Source organism: Halomonas sp. KAO (assembly GCF_015595025.1).
Classification (GTDB): domain Bacteria; phylum Pseudomonadota; class Gammaproteobacteria; order Pseudomonadales; family Halomonadaceae; genus Halomonas.
In genome coordinates this window covers 178372-196994 of the sequence record NZ_JADNRL010000026.1, presented here as the reverse complement: position 1 = coordinate 196994, position 18623 = coordinate 178372, and the positions used below count along the sequence as shown (strand labels likewise).

The window sequence follows — 18623 nt, the reverse complement described above, 5'->3', positions numbered from 1 at the left end:
TTATGGCGAGGGCGAAAAGAAGCCGTAGGGCCATCGGAGGAGAGTGTGTCTAGAGCAGGAAGTAGGTGGCCAGGCCCAGAAAGGACATGAAGCCCACCACATCGGTCACCGTGGTCAGAATCACCGAGCCGGACAGCGCCGGGTCGATACCGACACGCTTGAGCAGCAGCGGGACGAGAATCCCGGCGATACCCGCCGCCAGCATGTTGATCGTCAGGGCGGCGGCGATGATCACGCTGATGGCAATGCTCTTGAACCACAGCAGTGCCAGTACCGCCACGACCAGGGCCCAGAGCACGCCGTTGAGGATGGCGATGCCGACCTCCTTGCGCAGCAGCCAGGCGCTGTTGGTAGTGCTGATCTGTCCCAGGGCCAGGCCACGTATGGCCAGGGTCAGGGTCTGGCTGCCGGCGATGCCGCCCATGCTGGCGACGATCGGCATCAACACCGCCAGGGCGACGATCTGCTCCAGGGCATCCTCGAAGCGCCCGATCACCCCGGCGGCCAGGAAGGCGGTGAGCAGATTGATGCCCAGCCAGACGGCACGACGCTTGGCGCTGGACAGCACGGGAGCGAACAGGTCCTCCTCCTCGTCGAGGCCGGCCATGTTCATCAGCGCCTGTTCGGAATCCTCGCGGATGACATCGACGATATCGTCGATGACGATGCGGCCGAGCAGCAGACCCGATTCGTCCACCACGGGCGCCGCGGCGAGGTCGTGTGTCTGGAACAGGGTGGCCACGTCACGCGACTTCATGTCGACCCGAATGCTGTCCACCTCGTGGTCCATCAGGTCGGCCACCGCCATCTCGGGCGGATGGCTGATGAGCCGAGCCACCGGCAGGGTGCCCTGGAACAGGCCGTCACGGTCGACCACCATCAGCAGGTGAGTGTTGTCGGGGATCGACTCCTTCCAGCGCAGGAAACGGCACACCGTCTCCAGGCTGACGTCGCTGCGCACCGTGATGGTATCGGTGCGCATCAGCCGGCCTGCGCTGTCCTCCTCGAAGGAGAGGGTCTCCTCCAGGCGTTCGCGCTGCAAGGCGTCCATGGAGCGCAGCATGTCCTCGGCCACCTGCTGGGGCAGGTCCTCGAAGATCTCCGCCAGGTCGGTGGTGTCCATGCTGGTAGCAGCGGCCACGATCTCCTCGTGGTCCATATCATCGAGCAGGGTGCTGCGCACCTCATCATGGACGTGCAGCAGCACCTCGCCGTCGACTTCCCCGGGCACCCGTTTCCATAGCTGAATACGCGCCACCGGCGGCAGCGACTCCAGCAGCAGGGCAACTTCGGCGGGCTCCAGTTCGGCCAGCACGGCGTCGACGATGTCGAGGCGGTTCTCCCCCAGGGCGCGATGGATCCGGGACAGGCGGTGTTCGAGGGTTTCGGTGGTGTCGGCCATGTCAGTCTCCCTGGCTCCTCGGCGGTGTGGCAGTGATGCCCCATCCCCCGGTATGTCTTGGCGGCCTACAGTAGATCACAAAATTGGTGCTGGCTGTCGGCTGTGACGTCGTTTCTGGCGGGAGGCACTGCTATACTCTCGCCCGCTCGCGACCACCACCCGCCGGAGACGCCATGTATTCCCTCGCTCGTTCGCTGCTCTTTCGCCTGGACGCCGAAACCGCCCATGGCGTGGCCTTGAAGGGGCTGGATCTGGCCGGTCGCCTGGGAGTGGCGGCACGCCTCGGGGGCGAGCGGGTGGAGGACCCGGTAGAGCTGATGGGGCTGCGCTTCCCCAACCGGGTGGGGCTTGCCGCCGGGCTCGACAAGAACGCGGATCATCTCGATGCCCTGGGCGCGCTGGGCTTCGGCTTCGTGGAGGTGGGAACCGTAACGCCCCGGCCTCAGTCCGGCAATCCGCGGCCACGGCTGTTTCGCCTGCCGGAGGCGTGCGCCATCATCAATCGCATGGGGTTCAACAACGCGGGGGTCGATCATCTGGTGGCCAGGGTCAGGGCCAGTCGCTTCGACGGCGTTATCGGCATCAATATCGGCAAGAACCTGACGACCCCGGTCGAGCGGGCGGTAGATGACTACCTGGCATGCCTGGAGAAGGTGCACCCTCACGCCCACTACATCACCGTGAACATCTCCTCGCCCAACACCCCCGGGCTGCGTAACCTGCAGTTCGGTGACCACCTCGATGGTCTGCTGTCGGCGCTACGCGAGGCGGGTTCGCGTCTCGATCGCGACAGCGGGCGCCGGGTGCCCCTGGCGGTGAAGATCGCGCCGGACATGGATGCCGACGAGGTGGGGCTGGTCTCCCAGTGTCTGGCGGCGAATGAAATCGACGGGGTGATTGCCACCAACACCACCGTCTCGCGGGAGGCCGTCGAGGGGCTGGCCCATGCCGACGAACAGGGGGGACTCTCGGGGCGGCCGGTATTCGAGTCCTCCAATCGCGTTATCCGCGAGCTTCGCCGCCGTCTTCCCGAGATGCCGATCATCGGGGTGGGTGGCATCGACAGCGGCGAGGCGGCGCTGGCCAAGCGCGAGGCCGGCGCCGATCTGGTACAGCTCTATTCGGGGTTCATCTACCGCGGCCCGGCACTGGTGGCGGAGTGCAGCCGAGCCTTGCGTGAAACGCGCTGAGAGAAAGGTGTGCTGGATAGAAGTATTATGCTGGATAGAAGTGCACGGAACGCAAAAAGCCCGCGGCTCGCCGCGGGCTTGAGGAAGCGTGAATCTCGCTTGATTCAGGTTTCGGGTTCACACCACCATGGGGTTCTTGTGGATGCCGGAGATACCGGTCATGCCGTCCCATTGATCCCCACGACCTTCACGCCAACCGCTCATCCAGTATTCACGAAGATTGACGTCCTGACTGGGACAGTCATCACGGGAGCGTCCTGAGACACCTGCCTTGTAGCCATGCGTATAGGCACGCTGGAAGCGATCACGTTTCTGTCGTTTCATTGGACTACCTCTTGATAAGGTATCTAACTGGCTCGGGAGTGACTCGTGCCGAGCCGTAACAGGCCTCGAGCCCAGTAATGTGAAGGGGCGGACTCGATGACAGTAAACGCATGCGTGTTCTTCGTAGCTACTGCCCTATAGATAGCGCAACTCGCTCCGCGTTGTCGACCAACGATTTGTAACAACTCGTTCACCTGCCTGACATGGTGCACATTTACCCTTCTGCCTCCGCGGTGATTGCCGATGAATCCGACTCCATCCGACCCTTCCCTTGATCTACAGGTAACCTGCCCCCGTGGCCTCGAGGAGCTGCTGAGCGAGGAGCTGGAAGCCCTCGGTGCCGTGCCCGTCAAGAGTACGGTGGGGGCGGTAAGTGCGCGAGCCGATCGGGTCACCGCCTATCGGGTCTGCCTGTGGTCACGCCTCGCCAACCGGGTGATCCTGTGTCTGGTTCGCGATGAGGGCATCGCCACGCCCGAACAGCTTCGAGAGGCGGTGGCTGCGATTCCTTGGGAGGCGCACCTGCCCCTCTCCGCCAGCCTGGCGGTGGACTTCCATGGTCGCAGCGAGGCGATCCGTCATACCCGCTTCGGCGCCCAGACGGTGAAGGATGGTGTGGTGGACCGCCTGCAGGCCCGAGGCCTCCCGCGTCCTTCGGTGGACCTCAAGCAGCCCGACCTGCGCTGCTACGCCAATCTGCATCGCGGTCGCCTGGTGGTGGGCATCGACCTCTCGGGCGTGAGTCTTCATCGTCGTGGCTATCGCCGCGATGTCGGTCATGCGCCGCTCAAGGAGAACCTGGCCGCGGCACTGCTGTTGCGTGCCGGCTGGCCCGAGCTGGCTCGCCAGGGCGCCCCGCTGGTGGACCCACTGTGTGGAGCCGGGACCCTGTTGATCGAGGCGGCGATGATGGCGGCCGATATGGCCCCCGGCCTGGCGCGTGATCGCTTCGGCTTTCACGGTTGGGCGGGCCATGACGAGGGGAGCTGGCGAGAGCTCAGGCGCGAGGCCGAGGCGCGGGCGAGCATCGGCCGCAAGCGCTGTCGCTCGCGATTCTACGGCCTCGACCAGAGCCCGGCGGCGCTTGCCGCCGCCAAGGCCAATGCCATGCGTGCCGGCATCCCGGCGCTGATCGAGCTTCGCGGCGCGGGGCTCGGCGAGCTGGCGAGTCCCCAGGGCCTTGCGGAGGCATCGCCGGGGCTATTGATCACCAACCCACCCTATGGCGAGCGCCTCGGCGAGCTGCCCGAGCTGGTGACCCTCTATGCCCGGCTGGGCGAGAGGGTGCGTGACGCCTTTCCTGGCTGGCAGCTGGCGGTTTTCACCGCTAACCCCGATCTCGGCCATCGCATCGGCCTGCGCGCTCACAAGCAGTACGCACTGCGCAATGGCCCCCTGGAGGCCAAGCTGCTGCTGATGGCGGTGCCCGAACGGCAGGATGGGCAGGCGGCGGCTACGCCGGCGCGCTCGCAAGGGGCGCAGATGTTCGCCAATCGGCTGGAGAAGAATCGCCGGCGCCTGAAGAAGTGGCTCAAGCGCAGCGGCGAGCAGTGCTATCGGCTCTATGATGCCGATATGCCTGAATATGCGATGGCGGTGGACGTCTACGCCGACTGGGTGCATGTGCAGGAGTATGCCGCACCGAAGTCGGTGGATGTCGACCAGGCCCAGAAGCGGCTGTTCGAGGCATTGGCGGTGATCCCCGAGGTGCTCGAGGTGGCCCCCACGCGGGTGGTGGTCAAGCGGCGGCAGCGTCAGAGCGGGCGTGCCCAGTATGAGAAGCAGGCCGCCACCGGCGAGCGTTTCGAGGTTCGGGAAGGGCCGGCCAGGCTGTGGATCAATCTGCGCGACTACCTGGACACCGGCCTGTTCCTCGACCACCGCCCGGTTCGCCGGATGCTTGGCGAGATGGCGGCGGACAGGCGTTTCCTCAACCTCTTCTGCTACACCGGGGCCGCCACCGTGCAGGCGGCGCTGGGCAACGGGGAGGCAGGCGGTGCCACGGAGAGCGTCAGTGTCGATCTCTCCAACACCTACCTGCAGTGGGCGCGGGACAACTTCGCCCTCAACCGCCTCGACCCGGGGCGGCATCGCGTGGTGCGCGAGGATTGCCTGCGCTGGCTCGAGCGTGCCAATGCCGAGTTCGATCTGATCTTCATGGATCCGCCCACCTTCTCCAACTCCAAGAAGATGGAGGAGACCCTGGATATCCAGCGCGACCATGGCCGGCTGGTTCGCCTGGCCATGGCGCGCCTGGCGCCGGGCGGGACGCTGGTGTTCTCCAACAACCAGCGCCGCTTCAAGCTGGATGCCGATCTGGTCGACCACTATGCGGTGAAGGAGATCTCGGGGCAGACCTTCGACCCCGACTTCGTGCGCAATCCCGATCTGCACCATGTCTTCCTGATCCGTCATCGAGGGGACGGGGAGGCGTCGGCATGATCCAGCTGACCCTCTATACGACGCTGGGGTGTCATCTCTGCCAGCAGCTGGAGGGGCTGCTGGCACAGCTATCTCGTGAGCCGGTGGGGCTCGAGCGAGTCGAGATCAGCGAGGATGATCTCCTGCTGGCTCGCTACGGGGTGCGCATTCCGGTGCTGGTGGATGCCGCAGGCAACGAGCTCGACCGCGGCTTCGAGCCGGAGCGCCTGGCGTCCTGGCTCGAGGCGCGTGGCTGGCTGGATGATGAGGCCTGGCAGGCGCTGCGTCGCCGGCTGAATGGTGAGGACGAGGCGCCTGAAGCGTGTGGTGCGATAATGCGCGGTGGGCGGCGCTATCTGAGCTAAGCCGGCTTGAGCTTGAAGAGCGTCGCTTCGCTCCTGGAAGCGAGAAGCTCGAAGAAGGGGCTTGAGACCTTGGTGGGCCGACTCATGCTGCCTTCCAGCTTACGTCTCGAGTAGGGATAGCTGGCTCATCGCTTCTCGTCCCTCGGGGCTGTGATCCTCCACCTCCAGCACCTTGCGAAAGCCCCGTGATGCCTGGATGGTGGCCTCATCGGCCAGCCACATCAGGGTCTGCTCGCGGTCATCGGCCAGCTGGTGCTTCAGCCCGCCGAACTGGGTGCCGATCTGCCCCCAGGCGCGGCTGAAGATCCAGTCGCCAAACATGTCCTGGTGGATATGCACCAGGACATAGTCATGGTCGGTTTCCCAGCGAATGATCATCGAAGCTCCCGAGCTGCTCTGTGCCGGCCTGGACGGCGAGGTGATATGGTAGGGCGTATTGTAATGCCTTGTCGGAGCTGGACAACGTCTTATGAAGATACTCGTCGATGCCAATGTGCCTGCCGCGGAGACGTGCCTCGCGGCACTGGGTGAGGTGGTGCGCCTGCCGGGCCGCGAGATCGATGCCGCGTCCCTGCGGGATATCGATGCCCTGGTGGTTCGCTCCATCACGCGGGTCGACGAGGTGCTGCTCGCCGAGGCGTCGCGCTTGCGCTTCGTGGGCACCTGCACCATCGGGACCGATCATGTCGATACCCGGCTGCTGGCCGAGCGCGGCATCACCTTCGCCAGCGCCCCGGGCTGCAACGCCGAGGCGGTGGTCGACTACGTGCTGATCAGCCTGCTGACGCTTGCCGAGCGGCAGGGCTGGCGGCTTGCCGAGCGCCGGGTGGGCGTCGTCGGGGCCGGCAATGTGGGCGGGCGGCTGCTGGCGCGTCTCTCGGCCATGGGCGTCGACTGTCTGGCCTGCGACCCACCCCGGGTCGAGGCAGAGTATGCCGGGAGGGGGGACGCCGAGGACGAGGCGTCGGCCGGCTTCGTGAGTCTGGATACCCTGATCGACGAGTGCGACGTGCTCTGCCTGCATACCCCTCTGGTTCGCCAGGGCCCCCATGCCACCCACCATCTGCTGGATGCCGAGCGCATCGCCGCCCTGGCACCGGGGTCGTTGCTGCTCAACGCCGGGCGCGGTGATTGTGTCGATGGCCAGGCCCTGCGCGCCCGCCTGAGCGGAGAGGGAGATATCAACGCGATTCTCGATGTCTTCGAGAATGAACCCGGCATCGACGCCTCGCTGGCCGACCTTGCCGAGATCGCCACACCGCATATCGCCGGCTACAGCCTCGACGGCAAGCTGCGCGGCACCCACCAGGTCACTCGTGCGCTGTGTCGCGCCTTTGGCCTGCCGTGCCGGGTAACCCTGGAGGAGCTGCTGCCGACGCCACCGCTGCGCTCCCTCGCGCTTGGTGAAGGGCTCGAGAAGGAGGAGGCGCTGAGCCTTGCCATGCGCGCCGTCTACGACCCGCGCCGTGACCATGACTCCCTGAGGCGCGCTAGCCGCCGGCAGGGCATGGCCAGAGGCTTCGATGCCTGTCGCGCCAACTATCCCCTACGCCGGGAATTCGCCACCCTGGAGGTGGCCCTGGCCGAAGAGGATCGGCACCTGGCCACACTGCTGGCGGGGGCGGGGTTTCGTGTGGGGCGACGGCTTGAGTGACAGGACGATTTTCGCCTCGTAACCCAGAGGGCCCGCCATTGGCGGGCCCTCTGGTTTTTTGCATTGGGGAAGCTTACTGACGGTAGGCGGCTTCCTTGAGGGCGCGGATGCGGTCATCCAGGGGGGGGTGGCTGGCGAACAGGCGCTCCACCAGCGAGCGGGTCTGCCCCTTGGTGATGGCCATGGCGCGCAGGGTGTCGGGCATCTGGTCGGGCAGCTCGGTCTCCGCCTTGAGGCGGGCGAGGGCGTTGATCATCGCGCCGGAGCCGGCCAGCTTGGCACCGGCGGCGTCGGCGCGATACTCGCGGAAGCGCGAGAACCAGGCGACGATGGCCGAGGCGGCGATGCCGAAGACGATCTCGGCGACCATCACCACGGCGAAGTAGCCCATGAAGCCCAGGCCACCCTCGCCGTCGCTGCGAGCGCGCAGGAACTGGTCGACCAGCTGGGCGACCACCCGGGCGAAGAACATCACGAAGGTATTCACCACGCCCTGAATCAGCGCCAGGGTGACCATGTCGCCGTTGGCCACATGGCCGATCTCGTGGGCCAGCACCGCGCGCACCTCTTCCGGACGCATGCGGTTGAGCAGGCCGGCGGAGACCGCCACCAGGGCATCATCCTTGTTCCAGCCGGTGGCGAAGGCGTTGGACTGCTGGGCCGGGAAGATACCGACTTCCGGGGTCTTGATGCCGGCATCCCGGGCCAGCTCCGCCACGGTGTCCACCAGCCACTTCTCGGTGGCGTTGGAGGGCGTCTCGATCACCACAGTGCCGGTACTGCGCTTGGCCATCCACTTGGAGATGAACAGCGAGACCATCGAGCCGGCCATGCCGAAGATGAAGCAGAAGATCAGCAGGCTCTGGAAGTTGATGCCCTGGCCGCTGAGATAGCTGTCCACGCCCAGCAGGCGCAGGGTGACGCTGGCCACCAGCAGTACCGCCAGGTTGGTGGCCAGGAAGAGCAGGATTCGCATCATGTCGGTGGATCTCCATCGATCATCGAAAGGAAGCCGCCCGATGTGGGCGGCAGGAACAGGCTACTGCTTAGATACGACCGGGCGGTGCGGGTTTCAAGCCCCGGGTTCGCCCGGCCCGTGAGGGAGTTACTGGCGATAGCGCGACAGGAAGCGGGCGAAACGGTCCAGGGCATCGCCGAGCTGGTCGGCCCAGGGCAGGGTGACGATCCGCACATGGTCGGGGTCCGGCCAGTTGAAGGCGGTTCCCTGGACCAGCAGGATCTTCTCCTGCAGCAGCAGGTCGAGTACCAGCTGCTGATCGTCCTGGATGTTGTAGACCCTGGGGTCCAGGCGCGGGAAGGCGTAGAGCGCTCCCTTGGGCTTCACGCAGGAGACGCCCGGGATGGCGTTGAGCTTTTCAAAGGTGATATCGCGCTGGGCCCGTAGGCGGCCGCCGGGCAGGATCAGGTCGTTGATCGACTGGTAGCCACCGAGGGCGGTCTGGATGGCATGCTGGGCCGGCACATTGGCGCACAGGCGCATGGAGGCGAGCATGGTCAGCCCCTGGATGAAGTCGGCGGCACGCTGCTTGGCGATGTTGCCGGACAGGATCATCCAGCCCGAGCGGAAACCGGCACAGCGGTAGCTCTTGGAGAGGCCGTTCAGGGTGACGACCAGCTGGTCCTCGCCGGCCAGGGCGCCGGTGGAGACATGTTGCACGTCGTCGTAGAGGATCTTGTCGTAGATCTCGTCGGAGAACACCACCAGATCGTGCTGGCGGGCGATCTCGAGCAGTTCACGCAGCACCTCCGGGGGGTAGACCGCCCCGGTGGGGTTGTTGGGGTTGATGATCACGATCGCCCGGGTGTGAGCGGTGATCTTGGCGCGGATATCGTCGAGGTCCGGGGCCCAGTCCGCCTGCTCATCGCACAGGTAGTGCACGGCATGGCCGCCGGAGAGGTTGGCGGCGGCGGTCCACAGCGGGTAGTCGGGCGCCGGTATCAGTACCTCGTCGCCGTCGTTGAGCAGTGCCTGGAGCGTCATCACGATGAGCTCGGAGACGCCGTTGCCGATATAGATATCCTCGATTCCCACGCCCGGGATTTCCCGGCGCTGGCACTCCTGCATGATCGCCTTGCGCGCCGAGTAGAGTCCCTTGGAGTCGCAATACCCCTGGGCCGTGGGCAGGTTGCGCATCACATCCTGGAGGATCTCCTCGGGGGCCTCGAAGCCGAATGGCGCGGGGTTGCCGATGTTGAGCTTGAGGATGCGCTGGCCTTCCTCTTCCAGGCGCTTGGCGTGGTCGAGTACCGGGCCGCGGATGTCATAGCAGACATTATGCAGCTTGTGGGATTTGCGAAGCGGAGGGGTGTCCATGTCGTTCGGTGTCCTGGTCGGCGAGGGCGATAGGATTAGAGGGTGTCTGGATCGGCGTCATCGTCGCCGTCCGGCTCCAGGGCGGGTTCGAGCGGGATATCATCCGGGGCCTCCAGGGTCAGGCGACCGAGCTTGCCGTCGCGCAGCTCATGCAGCAGCACCTCGGCGCCACGGTGCAGGTCCACTTCACCGCCGGGACGCAGGCCACCGCGCTTGGCGGCGATCTCGGCCAGGATCGCATGACCGTCGAACCCGGCCACGGCGAGCAGGTCCACTCGTGCCGGACCGTCGGCCTCCACCCGGTCGGCATCGGGGTTGGCCTGGTAGCCGGGCAGCGCCTTGAGTCGGTAGCGTGCCGTGATGGCCTCGGGGTAGCGCCTGGCCAGTTCGGCGGCGGTGACCATGGCGACATCCACGTAGTCGATGGCAGTGTCACGGATGGCACCGCTGGCCGCCAGGCGGTAGGCGCTGGCCTGGTCCTCGATCTTGGGCCAGAGGACCCCGGGGGTGTCGATAAGGGCGACGCGCCCGTTGATGCGAACCTTCTGCTGGCGCTTGGTCACCGCGGGCTCATTGCCGGTCCTGGCGATGCTCTTGCCGGCCAGGCCATTGATCAGGGTCGACTTGCCGACATTGGGGATGCCCATCACCATCACGCGCACGTCTCGGTCGGCGCGAATCTGGCCGGCAAGCTCATGGCAGAGCCTGGGGATACGCTTGAGCTCCTTGACCCTGGTGGTGGTCACGGCGAGCGCTCGCATATCGGGCTGGGCGTCGAAGTGGGCGGTCCACTCCCGGGTTCGCTCCGGGTCGGCCAGGTCGGCCCGGGAGAGGATCTTGAGCACCGGCTTGTGGCGCGTCAGCTCCGCCAGCATGGGGTTGGCGCTGGAGTAGGGCAGGCGGGCGTCGAGGACCTCGACCACCACGTCGACCTCCGGCAGCGCCTCGGTGATCTGGCGCCGCGCCTTGTGCATGTGTCCCGGGTACCAGCCGAGCATGGGCCTCTCCTGCCTGTAGAAATCGGCCGCCCATGTTAGCAGATACACGGCCCAGTCAGGGGCCCCCTGGGTCATCGCAGATGGCAGCCCCGCTCAAGGCTGTTCCGGCGACAGGCCGTCGAGGGGGCGCTACGAGTACTTCCCTGTAGGCTACCTCGGCCCTGCAGCGCTCTCGCGCCCCGCTCCGCTTGCAGGTCCGGTGCTGGCCATCCATGGCCAGCCCGTTCGGAGCAGTGCTCCTCACCCCTGGTCCTCGGACTCCCTCTCCGACCTGCCCCCGGCGCCTTTCACTGTCATCTTGTCAGTAACTGCGATACTGCTGGGGGCACCCGGGCCGATTGCGCGGCCTACTCGCCGGCGTGGAAGTCGAGCGCCACGGAGTTGATGCAGTAGCGCAGGCCGGTGGTATCGCGCGGGCCGTCGGGGAAGACGTGCCCGAGATGGGCGCTGCAGCGCGCGCAGGTGACCTCGGTGCGGCGCATGCCGTGGGAGGTGTCGACGTGCTCCTCCACGCAGGAAGGGGTCATGGGACGGTCGAAGCTCGGCCAACCACAGCCGGCGTCGAACTTGTGCTCGTTCTCGAACAGTGGCGCGTTGCAGCAGACACAGTGGTAGATGCCGTGCTCGTCGGTGACCTGGTAGTCGCCGCTGAAGGGAGGCTCGGTACCCTTCTCACGGGTGACGCGGTACTGTTCCGGGGTAAGCGTCTCGCGCCATTCGGCGTCGGGCTTGTCGGTCTTCAGGGGCATGGCGGCTCTCCTTTTCATCGGGCTGATGCCTCCATTGTGGCATGCACGCGGCCGGGCGGGGGAGTCCCCCCTCGACAAGGATTCACGTCCCCTCAACGCAGTCGCCCCCGGTGGTGTGCCGGGGGCGACTGGCGTCGAGCGTGGACTTGGGCGGTGAAACGTTAGACGTTGAAACGGAAGTGGATCACGTCGCCATCCTTGACGATGTACTCCTTGCCCTCCAGTCGCCACTTGCCGGCGTCCTTGGCACCCTGCTCGCCACCCAGCGTGACGAAGTCCTCGTAGGCGACGACCTCGGCGCGGATGAAGCCCTTCTGGAAATCGGTGTGGATCACGCCGGCGGCCTCGGGGGCGGTGGCACCCACCTTCACGGTCCAGGCGCGCACCTCCTTCACTCCGGCGGTGAAGTAGGTCTGCAGACCGAGGAGGGCGTAGCCGGCACGGATGACGCGATCGAGACCGGGCTCTTCCATGCCCATCTCGTCGAGGAACATGGCGCGCTCCTCGTTGTCCAGCTCGGCGATCTCGGCCTCGAGCTGGTTGCACACCGGTACCACCACGGCCCCTTCCTCTGCCGCGATGTCGCGGACCACGTCCAGGTAGGGGTTGGACTCGAAGCCGTCCTCGTTGACGTTGGCGATGTACATGGTGGGCTTGAGGGTCAGGAAGCCGAAGCCCTTGAGCTGATGCTGCTCCTCCTCGTCCAGCCCGAAGCTTCTCAGCGGCATGCCCTCGGCCAGGTGGGGCTGGATGCGCTCGAGGATCGCCTTGGTGGCGATGGCCTCCTTGTCACCGCCCTTGGCCACGCGGACCAGGCGCTGGATGGCGCGCTCCACGGTGTCGAGGTCGGCCAGCGCGAGCTCCATGTTGATGATCTCGATATCGGCACGCGGGTCGACCTGGTTGGCGACATGGATCACGTTGTCGTTATCGAAGCAGCGCACCACATGGGCGATGGCCTGGGTCTCGCGGATATTGGCCAGGAACTTGTTGCCAAGACCCTCGCCCTTGGAGGCCCCGGCGACCAGGCCGGCGATATCGACGAACTCCATCGTGGTCGGCAGCACCTTCTGCGGCTTGACGATCTCCGCCAGCTTGTCGAGTCGCGGGTCGGGCATCGGCACGATGCCCACGTTGGGCTCGATGGTGCAGAAGGGGAAGTTCTCGGCGTCGATGCCGGACTTGGTCAACGCATTGAAGAGGGTCGACTTGCCGACATTCGGCAGGCCGACGATACCGCAGTTGAAACCCATGGGATCATCCTGGAAAGCGTGTACGCGAGTGAAAAGTAGCGAGTATTCTACTCGACCGAGCGGTAAGCCATAAGCGGTCAGCCGTAAGAAAGCCCTTCCGGCCGACAAAGGGGAGACTGACAGCGTGTACCCTCAGCCTATGGCTGGCCTGTCAGCCGGCGGCTGAAAAGCTGTGCAGCCGGTTCATGGCCTTGGTCCAGTGACCGTCGATGGCATCGGGCAGGGTGGCCAGGCTCTCGTCGATGGCGGCCTCGATGGCGACATGCTCGGCCTTTCCGGGGCGGCCCAGCACGTAGTTCGTGACCTGGCGCGAGTCGCCGGGGTGGCCGATGCCGAGGCGCAGGCGGTGGAAGTCCCGTGTGTTGCCCAGGGCGCTGATGATATCGCGCAGGCCGTTATGGCCGCCATGGCCACCGCCGGTCTTGAGCCGGGCACTGCCCGGCGGCAGGTCGAGCTCGTCATGAACGACCAGCAGCTCATCGGGTGCCAGCTTGTAGAATTGACAGAGGGCCGCCACCGCACCGCCGCTGCGGTTCATGAAGGTGGTGGGGTTGAGCAGATGGAGATCACGCCCCTCGAACTGGACCCTGGCATGCAGGCCCAGGAACTTGCGGTCGGCGCGCAGCTCGCCGCCGGCGCGGCGCGCCAGGGCCTCCACCAGCCAGGCCCCGGCATTATGGCGGGTGGCCTCGTAGTCGGCGCCGGGATTGCCCAGCCCGATGATCGCTCTGACCTGACTCATGTGTCACCTCCAAAAAAAATCAAGCGCCGGGGCGCTTGATCATCAGCAGAGGGGCCGCGTCTGGCGCGGCCCCGGAGCGGGTAAGGATTACTCCTCGCCCTGCTCGCCTTCTTCGCCGCCTTCGGCATCTTCCGCGTCATCACCCGCGGAGCGCACCTTGGCCTTGACGATGCTCAGGATCGGACCGTCGTGGTCTTCGCCCAGCGCCAGTGCCGGGATGGTGACGCCGGCCGGCAGGCTCAGGTCGGAGAGGTGCTTGATGGCACCTACCTCGAGATCGCTGATATCGAACTCCAGGTAGTCGGGCAGGTCCTTGGGCAGACAGCTGATCTCGACGTCGGAAGCCAGCTGATGGAGCTCGCCGTCCTGGTCCTTGATGCCCACACAGGCTTCTTCACCGGCGAGGTGCAGCGGCACACGGGTGGTGAACTCCTGGTTGGCTGCCACACGCAGGAAGTCGGCGTGGGTGATCAGCGGCTTGAAGGGGTGACGCTGCAGGTCGCGTACCACGACCTGCTCGCTCTTGCCGTCGACGACCAGGTTGATGATGGAGGAGAAGAACACCTCCTCCTCGATCGCCTTGTAGAAGGCGGCCTTCTCGACGGAGATCGGCTGTGGCTCCTTCTCGCCACCATAGATGATGGCGGGAACCTGCTCGTTCGCACGACGCAGGCGGCGGCTCGCACCTTTCCCCAGGTCGTTACGAACGCTGGCATTAAGAATAAAATCGGACATGGAATTGCCTCTTGCTTGAAGTAGGAAAGCGACAGGGACCGCGACCAGAGCCCTGACACTTCCGGGTGCCCCGAAGGGCGCTTTCCGGCGCCTGTCGTGCCGAGGTGGAGCTCCTTCAGTGGAGCTCTCTCAGTGGAACATGGCGCTGACGGATTCCTCGTTGCTCACCCGACGGATCGCCTCGGCGATCAGGCCGGCGACGCTCAGCTGGCGGATCCTGCCGCTGCGGCACGCCGTCTCGGAGAGCGGAATGGTATCGGCGACGACGACCTCGTCGAGCACCGAACCGACGATATTGTCCACCGCCGGTCCCGAGAGAATGGGGTGGGTAGCGTAGGCCACCACGCGCTCGGCGCCGTGATCCTTGAGCGCTTCGCCGGCCTTGCATAGGGTGCCGGCGGTATCGATCATGTCATCTACCACGACGCAGTTGCGTCCTTCGATCTCGCCGATGATGTGCATCACCTGGGCCTGGTTGGCCGCGGGGCGACGCTTGTCGATGATGGCAAGATCGGCATTGAGCTGCTTGGCGATGGCGCGGGCACGCACCACGCCGCCGACGTCAGGAGAGACCACCACCAGGTTCTCGTAGTTCTGACGCTCGATGTCATCGAGCAGGATCGGCGAGCCGTAGACGTTGTCGACCGGCACGTCGAAGAAGCCCTGGATCTGGTCGGCGTGGAGGTCCATGGTCATGACACGGTCGACGCCGGCCTTGACCATCATGTCGGCGACGATCTTGGCCGAGATCGGCACACGGGCGGAGCGCACGCGACGGTCCTGACGGGCATAGCCGAAGTAGGGCACCACAGCGGTGATCCGCGATGCAGAGGCCCGGCGCAGGGCATCTATCATCAGGATCAGCTCCATCAGGTTCTCATTGGTCGGCGCACAGGTGGACTGCAGAACGAACACGTCCTTGCCGCGCACGTTCTCGTTGATCTCAACCGCTATCTCGCCGTCGCTGAACTGGCCGACCGTGGCATTGCCCTGGCGGGTGTCCAGACTCTCGGCGATCTTGCGGGCGAGTTCGGGATTGGCATTCCCGGCGAAAACCATCAATTTTGACACGCGCAGCCACCTATGCAGTGTGTTGGGTCATCGGGGGGAAGGATCGTCTGTGATCAGCGATCCAGAACGTCATGCAGCGGAGAACGGTTCAAGCCGCGGGCCTTGAAGGCTTGCCAGCGGCCATCGATCTCATCCAGCAACCGGTCGGCTTCCTGTTCGTCTGCCAGACGGGCGAAGACGCAGGCACCGGTGCCGGTCAGCATGCTGGGGGCACGTCGAGCCAGCCAGTCCAATGCCGAGGATACCGCTGGATAGAGCGACCTGACTGTTGCCTCGCAGTCGTTGCGCCAACTGGACGCTCCCCCCTGCAGGGCGCGCGCCATGGTAATAGGGGGGGTGTGGCGTGTCAATTCGGGAGCCTTGAAGACTGCCGGTGTCGCCACCTCGATGCCGGGGTGAACCACCACGAACCAGGGCGTGTCGAGATCCACCGGGGTGAGGCGTTCGCCGACGCCTTCGGCCCAGGCGGCGTGGCCGTGCACGAAGACTGGAACATCGGCGCCCAGGGTCAGGCCCAGTTCGGCGAGACTGTCGAGCGACAGCCCCAGGCCCCAGAGGGCATCGAGGCCGAGCAGGGTGGTGGCGGCATCCGAGCTGCCACCGCCCAGGCCACCTCCCATGGGCAGCCGCTTCTCGAGATGAATGTCGGCGCCCAGGGGGCAGTCGCTCCGCTCCTGTAGCAGGCGTGCCGCGCGCACGATCAGGTTCTGATCATGGGGGACACCGGCAATGTCGGGCGTCAGATGGATCTCGCCATCTTGGCGCAGGGTGAACTCCAGGGTGTCATCATGATCGAGGAACTGAAACAGCGTCTGCAGCTCGTGGTAGCCGTCGGGGCGGCGGCCGGTGATATGCAGCATGCGGTTGAGCTTGGCGGGGGCGGGCAGGCGAAGGCTCGCGCCTTGGGCGCTGTGTTCAGGCATCGTCGATCACCGGGCGCCACTCGTTGATCACCAGGGTGACGCGCAGATCCCCGTAGTGCATTACCAGCCGGCGTGGCAGCCACAGGTCGTCGGTATGGGTCCAGTCTCGGTAGTCGATCTCCCAGCCGGCCTGTCGTAGTCGAGCCGGGAACCCCAGCTCGTCCTTCTCGAGTCGATAGGGGTGACCGTCACCCGGCAGGCCACGCACCCAGTCGGACAGGGCGCCGAGCGGCAGCGACCAGCCCAGCTGCTGCTCCATCAGCGCCTCGGGGGTTTCGGCCTCGAAGCGTCCCTCCGAGGTGGTCATCGAGAAGCGCCCCTCGCGCCCCTCCAGGGTGCTGCGGCCGCTGCCGAAGGGCCCGCTGATCAGCAGTCGGTAGTAGTGGGGGTGCTGGCTCCAGTCGAGATTGGCGCTGGTGGAGTCCTCGGGAGTGCGCAGCCCGGCCTTGCCGGCCAGCCTCCAGGTATCCAATGACTCGAGGCGCTGCTGCTGGGACTGCCACTGCCCCGAGGTGCGCTGCCCTTCGGGGAGTGGTGCCTGGCGTGCACAGCCGGCGACCAGAGTCAGCAGCAGGGTGGCGATGACAAGCGGCGAGTAGTGACGTTGCATGGTGGTCTCGTGGTCAGTTGGGTATGGCGGCGGGGGCCAGCTCGGGGATCCGGCGCAGCAGGTCGTCGATCTGTGGGTGCTCATCGAGGCGCTCGAGGACCTCGCGGACCAGCTCCCGGGCCTCGTCGCGTCTGTCCAGGGTCCATAGCACCTCGGCCAGGTGGGCGGCGATCTCCTGGTCGGGCATGGCGCGATAGGCCCGCTCGAGCCAGGGCAGGGCGCCTTGCGGGTCGCCTTCGCGGTAGTGCACCCAACCCAGGCTATCGAGGATTGCCGGGCTGTCGGGGTCGAGGGCATGGGCTCGCTCGATCAGTTCGCGGGCCTCGTCGAGGCGTGTCCTGGGTCCCTGGTCGACGAGGGTGTAGCCCAGGGCATTGAGTGCCAAGGCGCTATCGGGGTTATGCTCGATGATGCGCCGGAGGTCACGCTCCATGCCGTCCAGGTCACCCGCTTCCCAGGCGCGCATGCCGCGCAGATAAAGCAGCTGCTCGTCGGCAGGCGCGCGTGTCAGTTCGCGGTCGAGCAGGGCATCGGCCGCGTCGTCGAGCCCCTCTCGGTCGAGCAGCTCCACCTCCAGGGCGACCAGGTCGCTATGGCTGTCGGCATGACGCAGCCGCTCGCTGCGCAGGAAGGCGCGGGCATCGTTCAGTCGGTCATTCTCCATCAGCATCTCGGCGGCACGCAGACGACTGAGCAGGAACGCCTCCTCTGCCGGCACCTGACGATAATAAAGCAGGGCGTTGTCGATCTCGCCTTCGTCGCGGGACATATCGCCCAGCAGCAGGAGCGCCTCGGCCGGGGGCTCGGGAAGCGCTGCCAGAGGCAGGAGCAGGCGACGCGCCGGCTCTCGGTGTCCCTCCTCCAGATAGAGGCGCGCCAGGCCGATGCGCAGTGCGTTATCGCCGGTGTGCTTCTCGAGCAGGGCTTCGGTCTGCACCTCGGCGGCGGCGACATTGCCCAGACGCAGCTCGCTTTGCGCCAGCAGAAGGATGAAGCGCGCATCGTCGGGCGAGACCGCGAGGCCGCGGCGCGCGGCGGCACGGGCGGCGTGGGGGTCGTCCGCCTCCTGGGCCAGCCGGGCTCGGGTCAGCCACAGGGCCGGCAGCTCCGGCGCCCGGGCATCGAGGCGCGCCAGGCGTCTCCTGGCGGCGGTGGTCTCCCCGGCGGCCACTTCGAGCATCGCGGTGGCGAGTTCGGCATCGTGGCGGCGGGCATCCTCGGGGGTCGTGTCCAGGTGGTCACGCAGCCGGGCCAGCAGGGGGGCCGGGTCGGCGTTGGCGGCCAGGGCGGCCTCCACCAGCGAAGAGATCTCGCTGTCGCCGCCTTCTCGAACCACTGCCAGTCGCTGGCGCAGCGCTTCATCCCAGTCGCCGCGCTGTACGGCGAGGCCGGCCAGCAGCCGGGCCGGGGCGACGCTGTCGGGAGCCAGCCCCTGCCACTCCCTGGCGGCACGGTCGAGCAGCTCGCGCTCATTGCCGAAGCTTGCGGCCAGTGCCGCCCGCTCTGCCAGGCCGGCGCTGCGGTAGCGCTGGCTGGCTGTGAGGTAGCCCTCGGCGGCACGCCGGTAGTCGCCGCGCTGGCCGGCCAGCTCCGCGGTGATCAGGCCGGCCAGGCCCTCGGCATCCAGGCCCTGCTCGATAGGCGGGGCACCGACCAGCGGGTCCTCCATCACCGGGGGCGCGCCATCGTCTAGCGGCCACGCCTGGCAGCCGGCCAGCAGCAGCGCCAGTGCCGGCGTCGCCAGCGATAGAGGGGTCAGGGAGTCAAGGGCGCGGGCCATGGGTGTCTCGCTTGTGGTGCGGTGGTCTCAGCATAACGGCTCGGCCGGCGTGGGCAAAGGCACGGCCTGTC

Annotated in this window: 18 protein-coding genes; 4 read left to right on the top strand and 14 right to left on the bottom strand. The window is 66.4% G+C overall.

Annotated features, from left to right (window positions below; genetic code table 11):
* Nucleotides 1-49 precede the first annotated feature (49 nt).
* Nucleotides 50-1402, bottom strand: coding sequence for a magnesium transporter (gene mgtE, locus IOC61_RS14730; RefSeq protein WP_195689492.1), 1353 nt, complete (start codon nt 1400-1402; stop codon nt 50-52).
* 173 nt (nt 1403-1575) lie between these two features.
* Between mgtE and IOC61_RS14725 the strand changes: the two genes are divergently transcribed.
* Nucleotides 1576-2592 carry a quinone-dependent dihydroorotate dehydrogenase gene (locus IOC61_RS14725; RefSeq protein ID WP_195689491.1) on the top strand — a complete coding sequence of 339 codons (1017 nt, stop codon included), beginning with the start codon at nt 1576-1578 and terminating at the stop codon, nt 2590-2592.
* A gap of 117 nt (nt 2593-2709) precedes the next feature.
* Here the strand turns inward: IOC61_RS14725 and rmf are convergent, their stop codons facing one another.
* A complete protein-coding gene (gene rmf / locus IOC61_RS14720) occupies nt 2710-2916 on the bottom strand; it encodes a ribosome modulation factor (protein ID WP_132042248.1) in 207 nt (68 codons plus the stop codon).
* Nucleotides 2917-3159: 243 nt separating this feature from the next.
* Here rmf and rlmKL point away from each other — a divergent pair, with 243 nt between their 5' ends.
* Nucleotides 3160-5358, top strand: a complete 2199-nt coding sequence (rlmKL, locus tag IOC61_RS14715; RefSeq protein ID WP_195689490.1) for a bifunctional 23S rRNA (guanine(2069)-N(7))-methyltransferase RlmK/23S rRNA (guanine(2445)-N(2))-methyltransferase RlmL — start codon at nt 3160-3162, stop codon at nt 5356-5358.
* Nucleotides 5355-5702, top strand: a complete 348-nt coding sequence (locus IOC61_RS14710) for a glutaredoxin family protein (protein ID WP_195689489.1) — start codon at nt 5355-5357, stop codon at nt 5700-5702. The genes rlmKL and IOC61_RS14710 overlap by 4 nt, the downstream gene beginning before the upstream one ends.
* A 99-nt stretch (nt 5703-5801) precedes the next feature.
* Here the strand turns inward: IOC61_RS14710 and IOC61_RS14705 are convergent, their stop codons facing one another.
* Nucleotides 5802-6080 carry a hypothetical protein gene (locus IOC61_RS14705; protein ID WP_195689488.1) on the bottom strand — a complete coding sequence of 93 codons (279 nt, stop codon included), beginning with the start codon at nt 6078-6080 and terminating at the stop codon, nt 5802-5804.
* 91 nt (nt 6081-6171) lie between these two features.
* On the opposite strand from IOC61_RS14705, the gene pdxB reads away from it, so the two are divergent.
* Nucleotides 6172-7356 carry a 4-phosphoerythronate dehydrogenase PdxB gene (gene pdxB, locus IOC61_RS14700; protein WP_195689487.1) on the top strand — a complete coding sequence of 395 codons (1185 nt, stop codon included), beginning with the start codon at nt 6172-6174 and terminating at the stop codon, nt 7354-7356.
* A 73-nt stretch (nt 7357-7429) separates the two neighbouring features.
* Here the strand turns inward: pdxB and htpX are convergent, their stop codons facing one another.
* From htpX to IOC61_RS14645, 11 genes are all read right to left on the bottom strand, one after another.
* Nucleotides 7430-8335 (bottom strand): protease HtpX, encoded by a 906-nt coding sequence (htpX, locus tag IOC61_RS14695; protein WP_195689486.1) that lies wholly within the window; start codon nt 8333-8335, stop codon nt 7430-7432.
* A 126-nt stretch (nt 8336-8461) separates the two neighbouring features.
* Nucleotides 8462-9691 carry a pyridoxal phosphate-dependent aminotransferase gene (locus IOC61_RS14690; protein WP_195689485.1) on the bottom strand — a complete coding sequence of 410 codons (1230 nt, stop codon included), beginning with the start codon at nt 9689-9691 and terminating at the stop codon, nt 8462-8464.
* A gap of 35 nt (nt 9692-9726) precedes the next feature.
* Nucleotides 9727-10689, bottom strand: coding sequence for a ribosome biogenesis GTPase YlqF (ylqF, locus tag IOC61_RS14685; RefSeq protein WP_195689484.1), 963 nt, complete (start codon nt 10687-10689; stop codon nt 9727-9729).
* 347 nt (nt 10690-11036) lie between these two features.
* On the bottom strand, nt 11037-11438 hold the full coding sequence (gene msrB / locus IOC61_RS14680) for a peptide-methionine (R)-S-oxide reductase MsrB (RefSeq protein WP_195689483.1): 402 nt from the start codon (nt 11436-11438) through the stop codon (nt 11037-11039).
* Between the two features lie 161 nt (nt 11439-11599).
* Nucleotides 11600-12691 (bottom strand): redox-regulated ATPase YchF, encoded by a 1092-nt coding sequence (gene ychF, locus IOC61_RS14675; protein WP_195689482.1) that lies wholly within the window; start codon nt 12689-12691, stop codon nt 11600-11602.
* Nucleotides 12692-12842: 151 nt separating this feature from the next.
* Nucleotides 12843-13433 (bottom strand): aminoacyl-tRNA hydrolase, encoded by a 591-nt coding sequence (gene pth / locus IOC61_RS14670; RefSeq protein ID WP_195689481.1) that lies wholly within the window; start codon nt 13431-13433, stop codon nt 12843-12845.
* A gap of 87 nt (nt 13434-13520) precedes the next feature.
* Nucleotides 13521-14168: a 50S ribosomal protein L25/general stress protein Ctc gene (locus IOC61_RS14665; protein ID WP_161422488.1), complete on the bottom strand. Its 648-nt coding sequence runs from the start codon at nt 14166-14168 to the stop codon at nt 13521-13523.
* Between the two features lie 129 nt (nt 14169-14297).
* Nucleotides 14298-15239, bottom strand: a complete 942-nt coding sequence (locus IOC61_RS14660) for a ribose-phosphate pyrophosphokinase (RefSeq protein ID WP_195689480.1) — start codon at nt 15237-15239, stop codon at nt 14298-14300.
* Between the two features lie 53 nt (nt 15240-15292).
* Nucleotides 15293-16162, bottom strand: coding sequence for a 4-(cytidine 5'-diphospho)-2-C-methyl-D-erythritol kinase (ispE, locus tag IOC61_RS14655; protein ID WP_195689479.1), 870 nt, complete (start codon nt 16160-16162; stop codon nt 15293-15295).
* Nucleotides 16155-16772, bottom strand: a complete 618-nt coding sequence (gene lolB, locus IOC61_RS14650; RefSeq protein ID WP_195689478.1) for a lipoprotein insertase outer membrane protein LolB — start codon at nt 16770-16772, stop codon at nt 16155-16157. Before lolB ends, ispE begins: the two co-directional genes overlap by 8 nt.
* A 13-nt stretch (nt 16773-16785) precedes the next feature.
* On the bottom strand, nt 16786-18552 hold the full coding sequence (locus tag IOC61_RS14645) for a tetratricopeptide repeat protein (protein ID WP_195689477.1): 1767 nt from the start codon (nt 18550-18552) through the stop codon (nt 16786-16788).
* Nucleotides 18553-18623: the final 71 nt, after the last annotated feature.

Excerpts from the sequence above, each read along its gene's own strand:
- rmf (WP_132042248.1), bottom strand. The coding sequence starts at position 2,916 with ATGAAACGACAGAAACGTGATCGCTTCCAGCGTGCCTATACGCATGGC.
- IOC61_RS14725 (WP_195689491.1), top strand. The coding sequence starts at position 1,576 with ATGTATTCCCTCGCTCGTTCGCTGCTCTTTCGCCTGGACGCCGAAACC.
- mgtE (WP_195689492.1), bottom strand. The coding sequence starts at position 1,402 with ATGGCCGACACCACCGAAACCCTCGAACACCGCCTGTCCCGGATCCAT.
- IOC61_RS14690 (WP_195689485.1), bottom strand. The coding sequence starts at position 9,691 with ATGGACACCCCTCCGCTTCGCAAATCCCACAAGCTGCATAATGTCTGC.
- ychF (WP_195689482.1), bottom strand. The coding sequence starts at position 12,691 with ATGGGTTTCAACTGCGGTATCGTCGGCCTGCCGAATGTCGGCAAGTCG.
- ispE (WP_195689479.1), bottom strand. The coding sequence starts at position 16,162 with ATGCCTGAACACAGCGCCCAAGGCGCGAGCCTTCGCCTGCCCGCCCCC.
- ylqF (WP_195689484.1), bottom strand. The coding sequence starts at position 10,689 with ATGCTCGGCTGGTACCCGGGACACATGCACAAGGCGCGGCGCCAGATC.
- htpX (WP_195689486.1), bottom strand. The coding sequence starts at position 8,335 with ATGATGCGAATCCTGCTCTTCCTGGCCACCAACCTGGCGGTACTGCTG.
- lolB (WP_195689478.1), bottom strand. The coding sequence starts at position 16,772 with ATGCAACGTCACTACTCGCCGCTTGTCATCGCCACCCTGCTGCTGACT.
- IOC61_RS14705 (WP_195689488.1), bottom strand. The coding sequence starts at position 6,080 with ATGATCATTCGCTGGGAAACCGACCATGACTATGTCCTGGTGCATATC.
- pth (WP_195689481.1), bottom strand. The coding sequence starts at position 13,433 with ATGAGTCAGGTCAGAGCGATCATCGGGCTGGGCAATCCCGGCGCCGAC.
- IOC61_RS14665 (WP_161422488.1), bottom strand. The coding sequence starts at position 14,168 with ATGTCCGATTTTATTCTTAATGCCAGCGTTCGTAACGACCTGGGGAAA.
- IOC61_RS14645 (WP_195689477.1), bottom strand. The coding sequence starts at position 18,552 with ATGGCCCGCGCCCTTGACTCCCTGACCCCTCTATCGCTGGCGACGCCG.
- pdxB (WP_195689487.1), top strand. The coding sequence starts at position 6,172 with ATGAAGATACTCGTCGATGCCAATGTGCCTGCCGCGGAGACGTGCCTC.
- msrB (WP_195689483.1), bottom strand. The coding sequence starts at position 11,438 with ATGCCCCTGAAGACCGACAAGCCCGACGCCGAATGGCGCGAGACGCTT.
- IOC61_RS14710 (WP_195689489.1), top strand. The coding sequence starts at position 5,355 with ATGATCCAGCTGACCCTCTATACGACGCTGGGGTGTCATCTCTGCCAG.
- rlmKL (WP_195689490.1), top strand. The coding sequence starts at position 3,160 with ATGAATCCGACTCCATCCGACCCTTCCCTTGATCTACAGGTAACCTGC.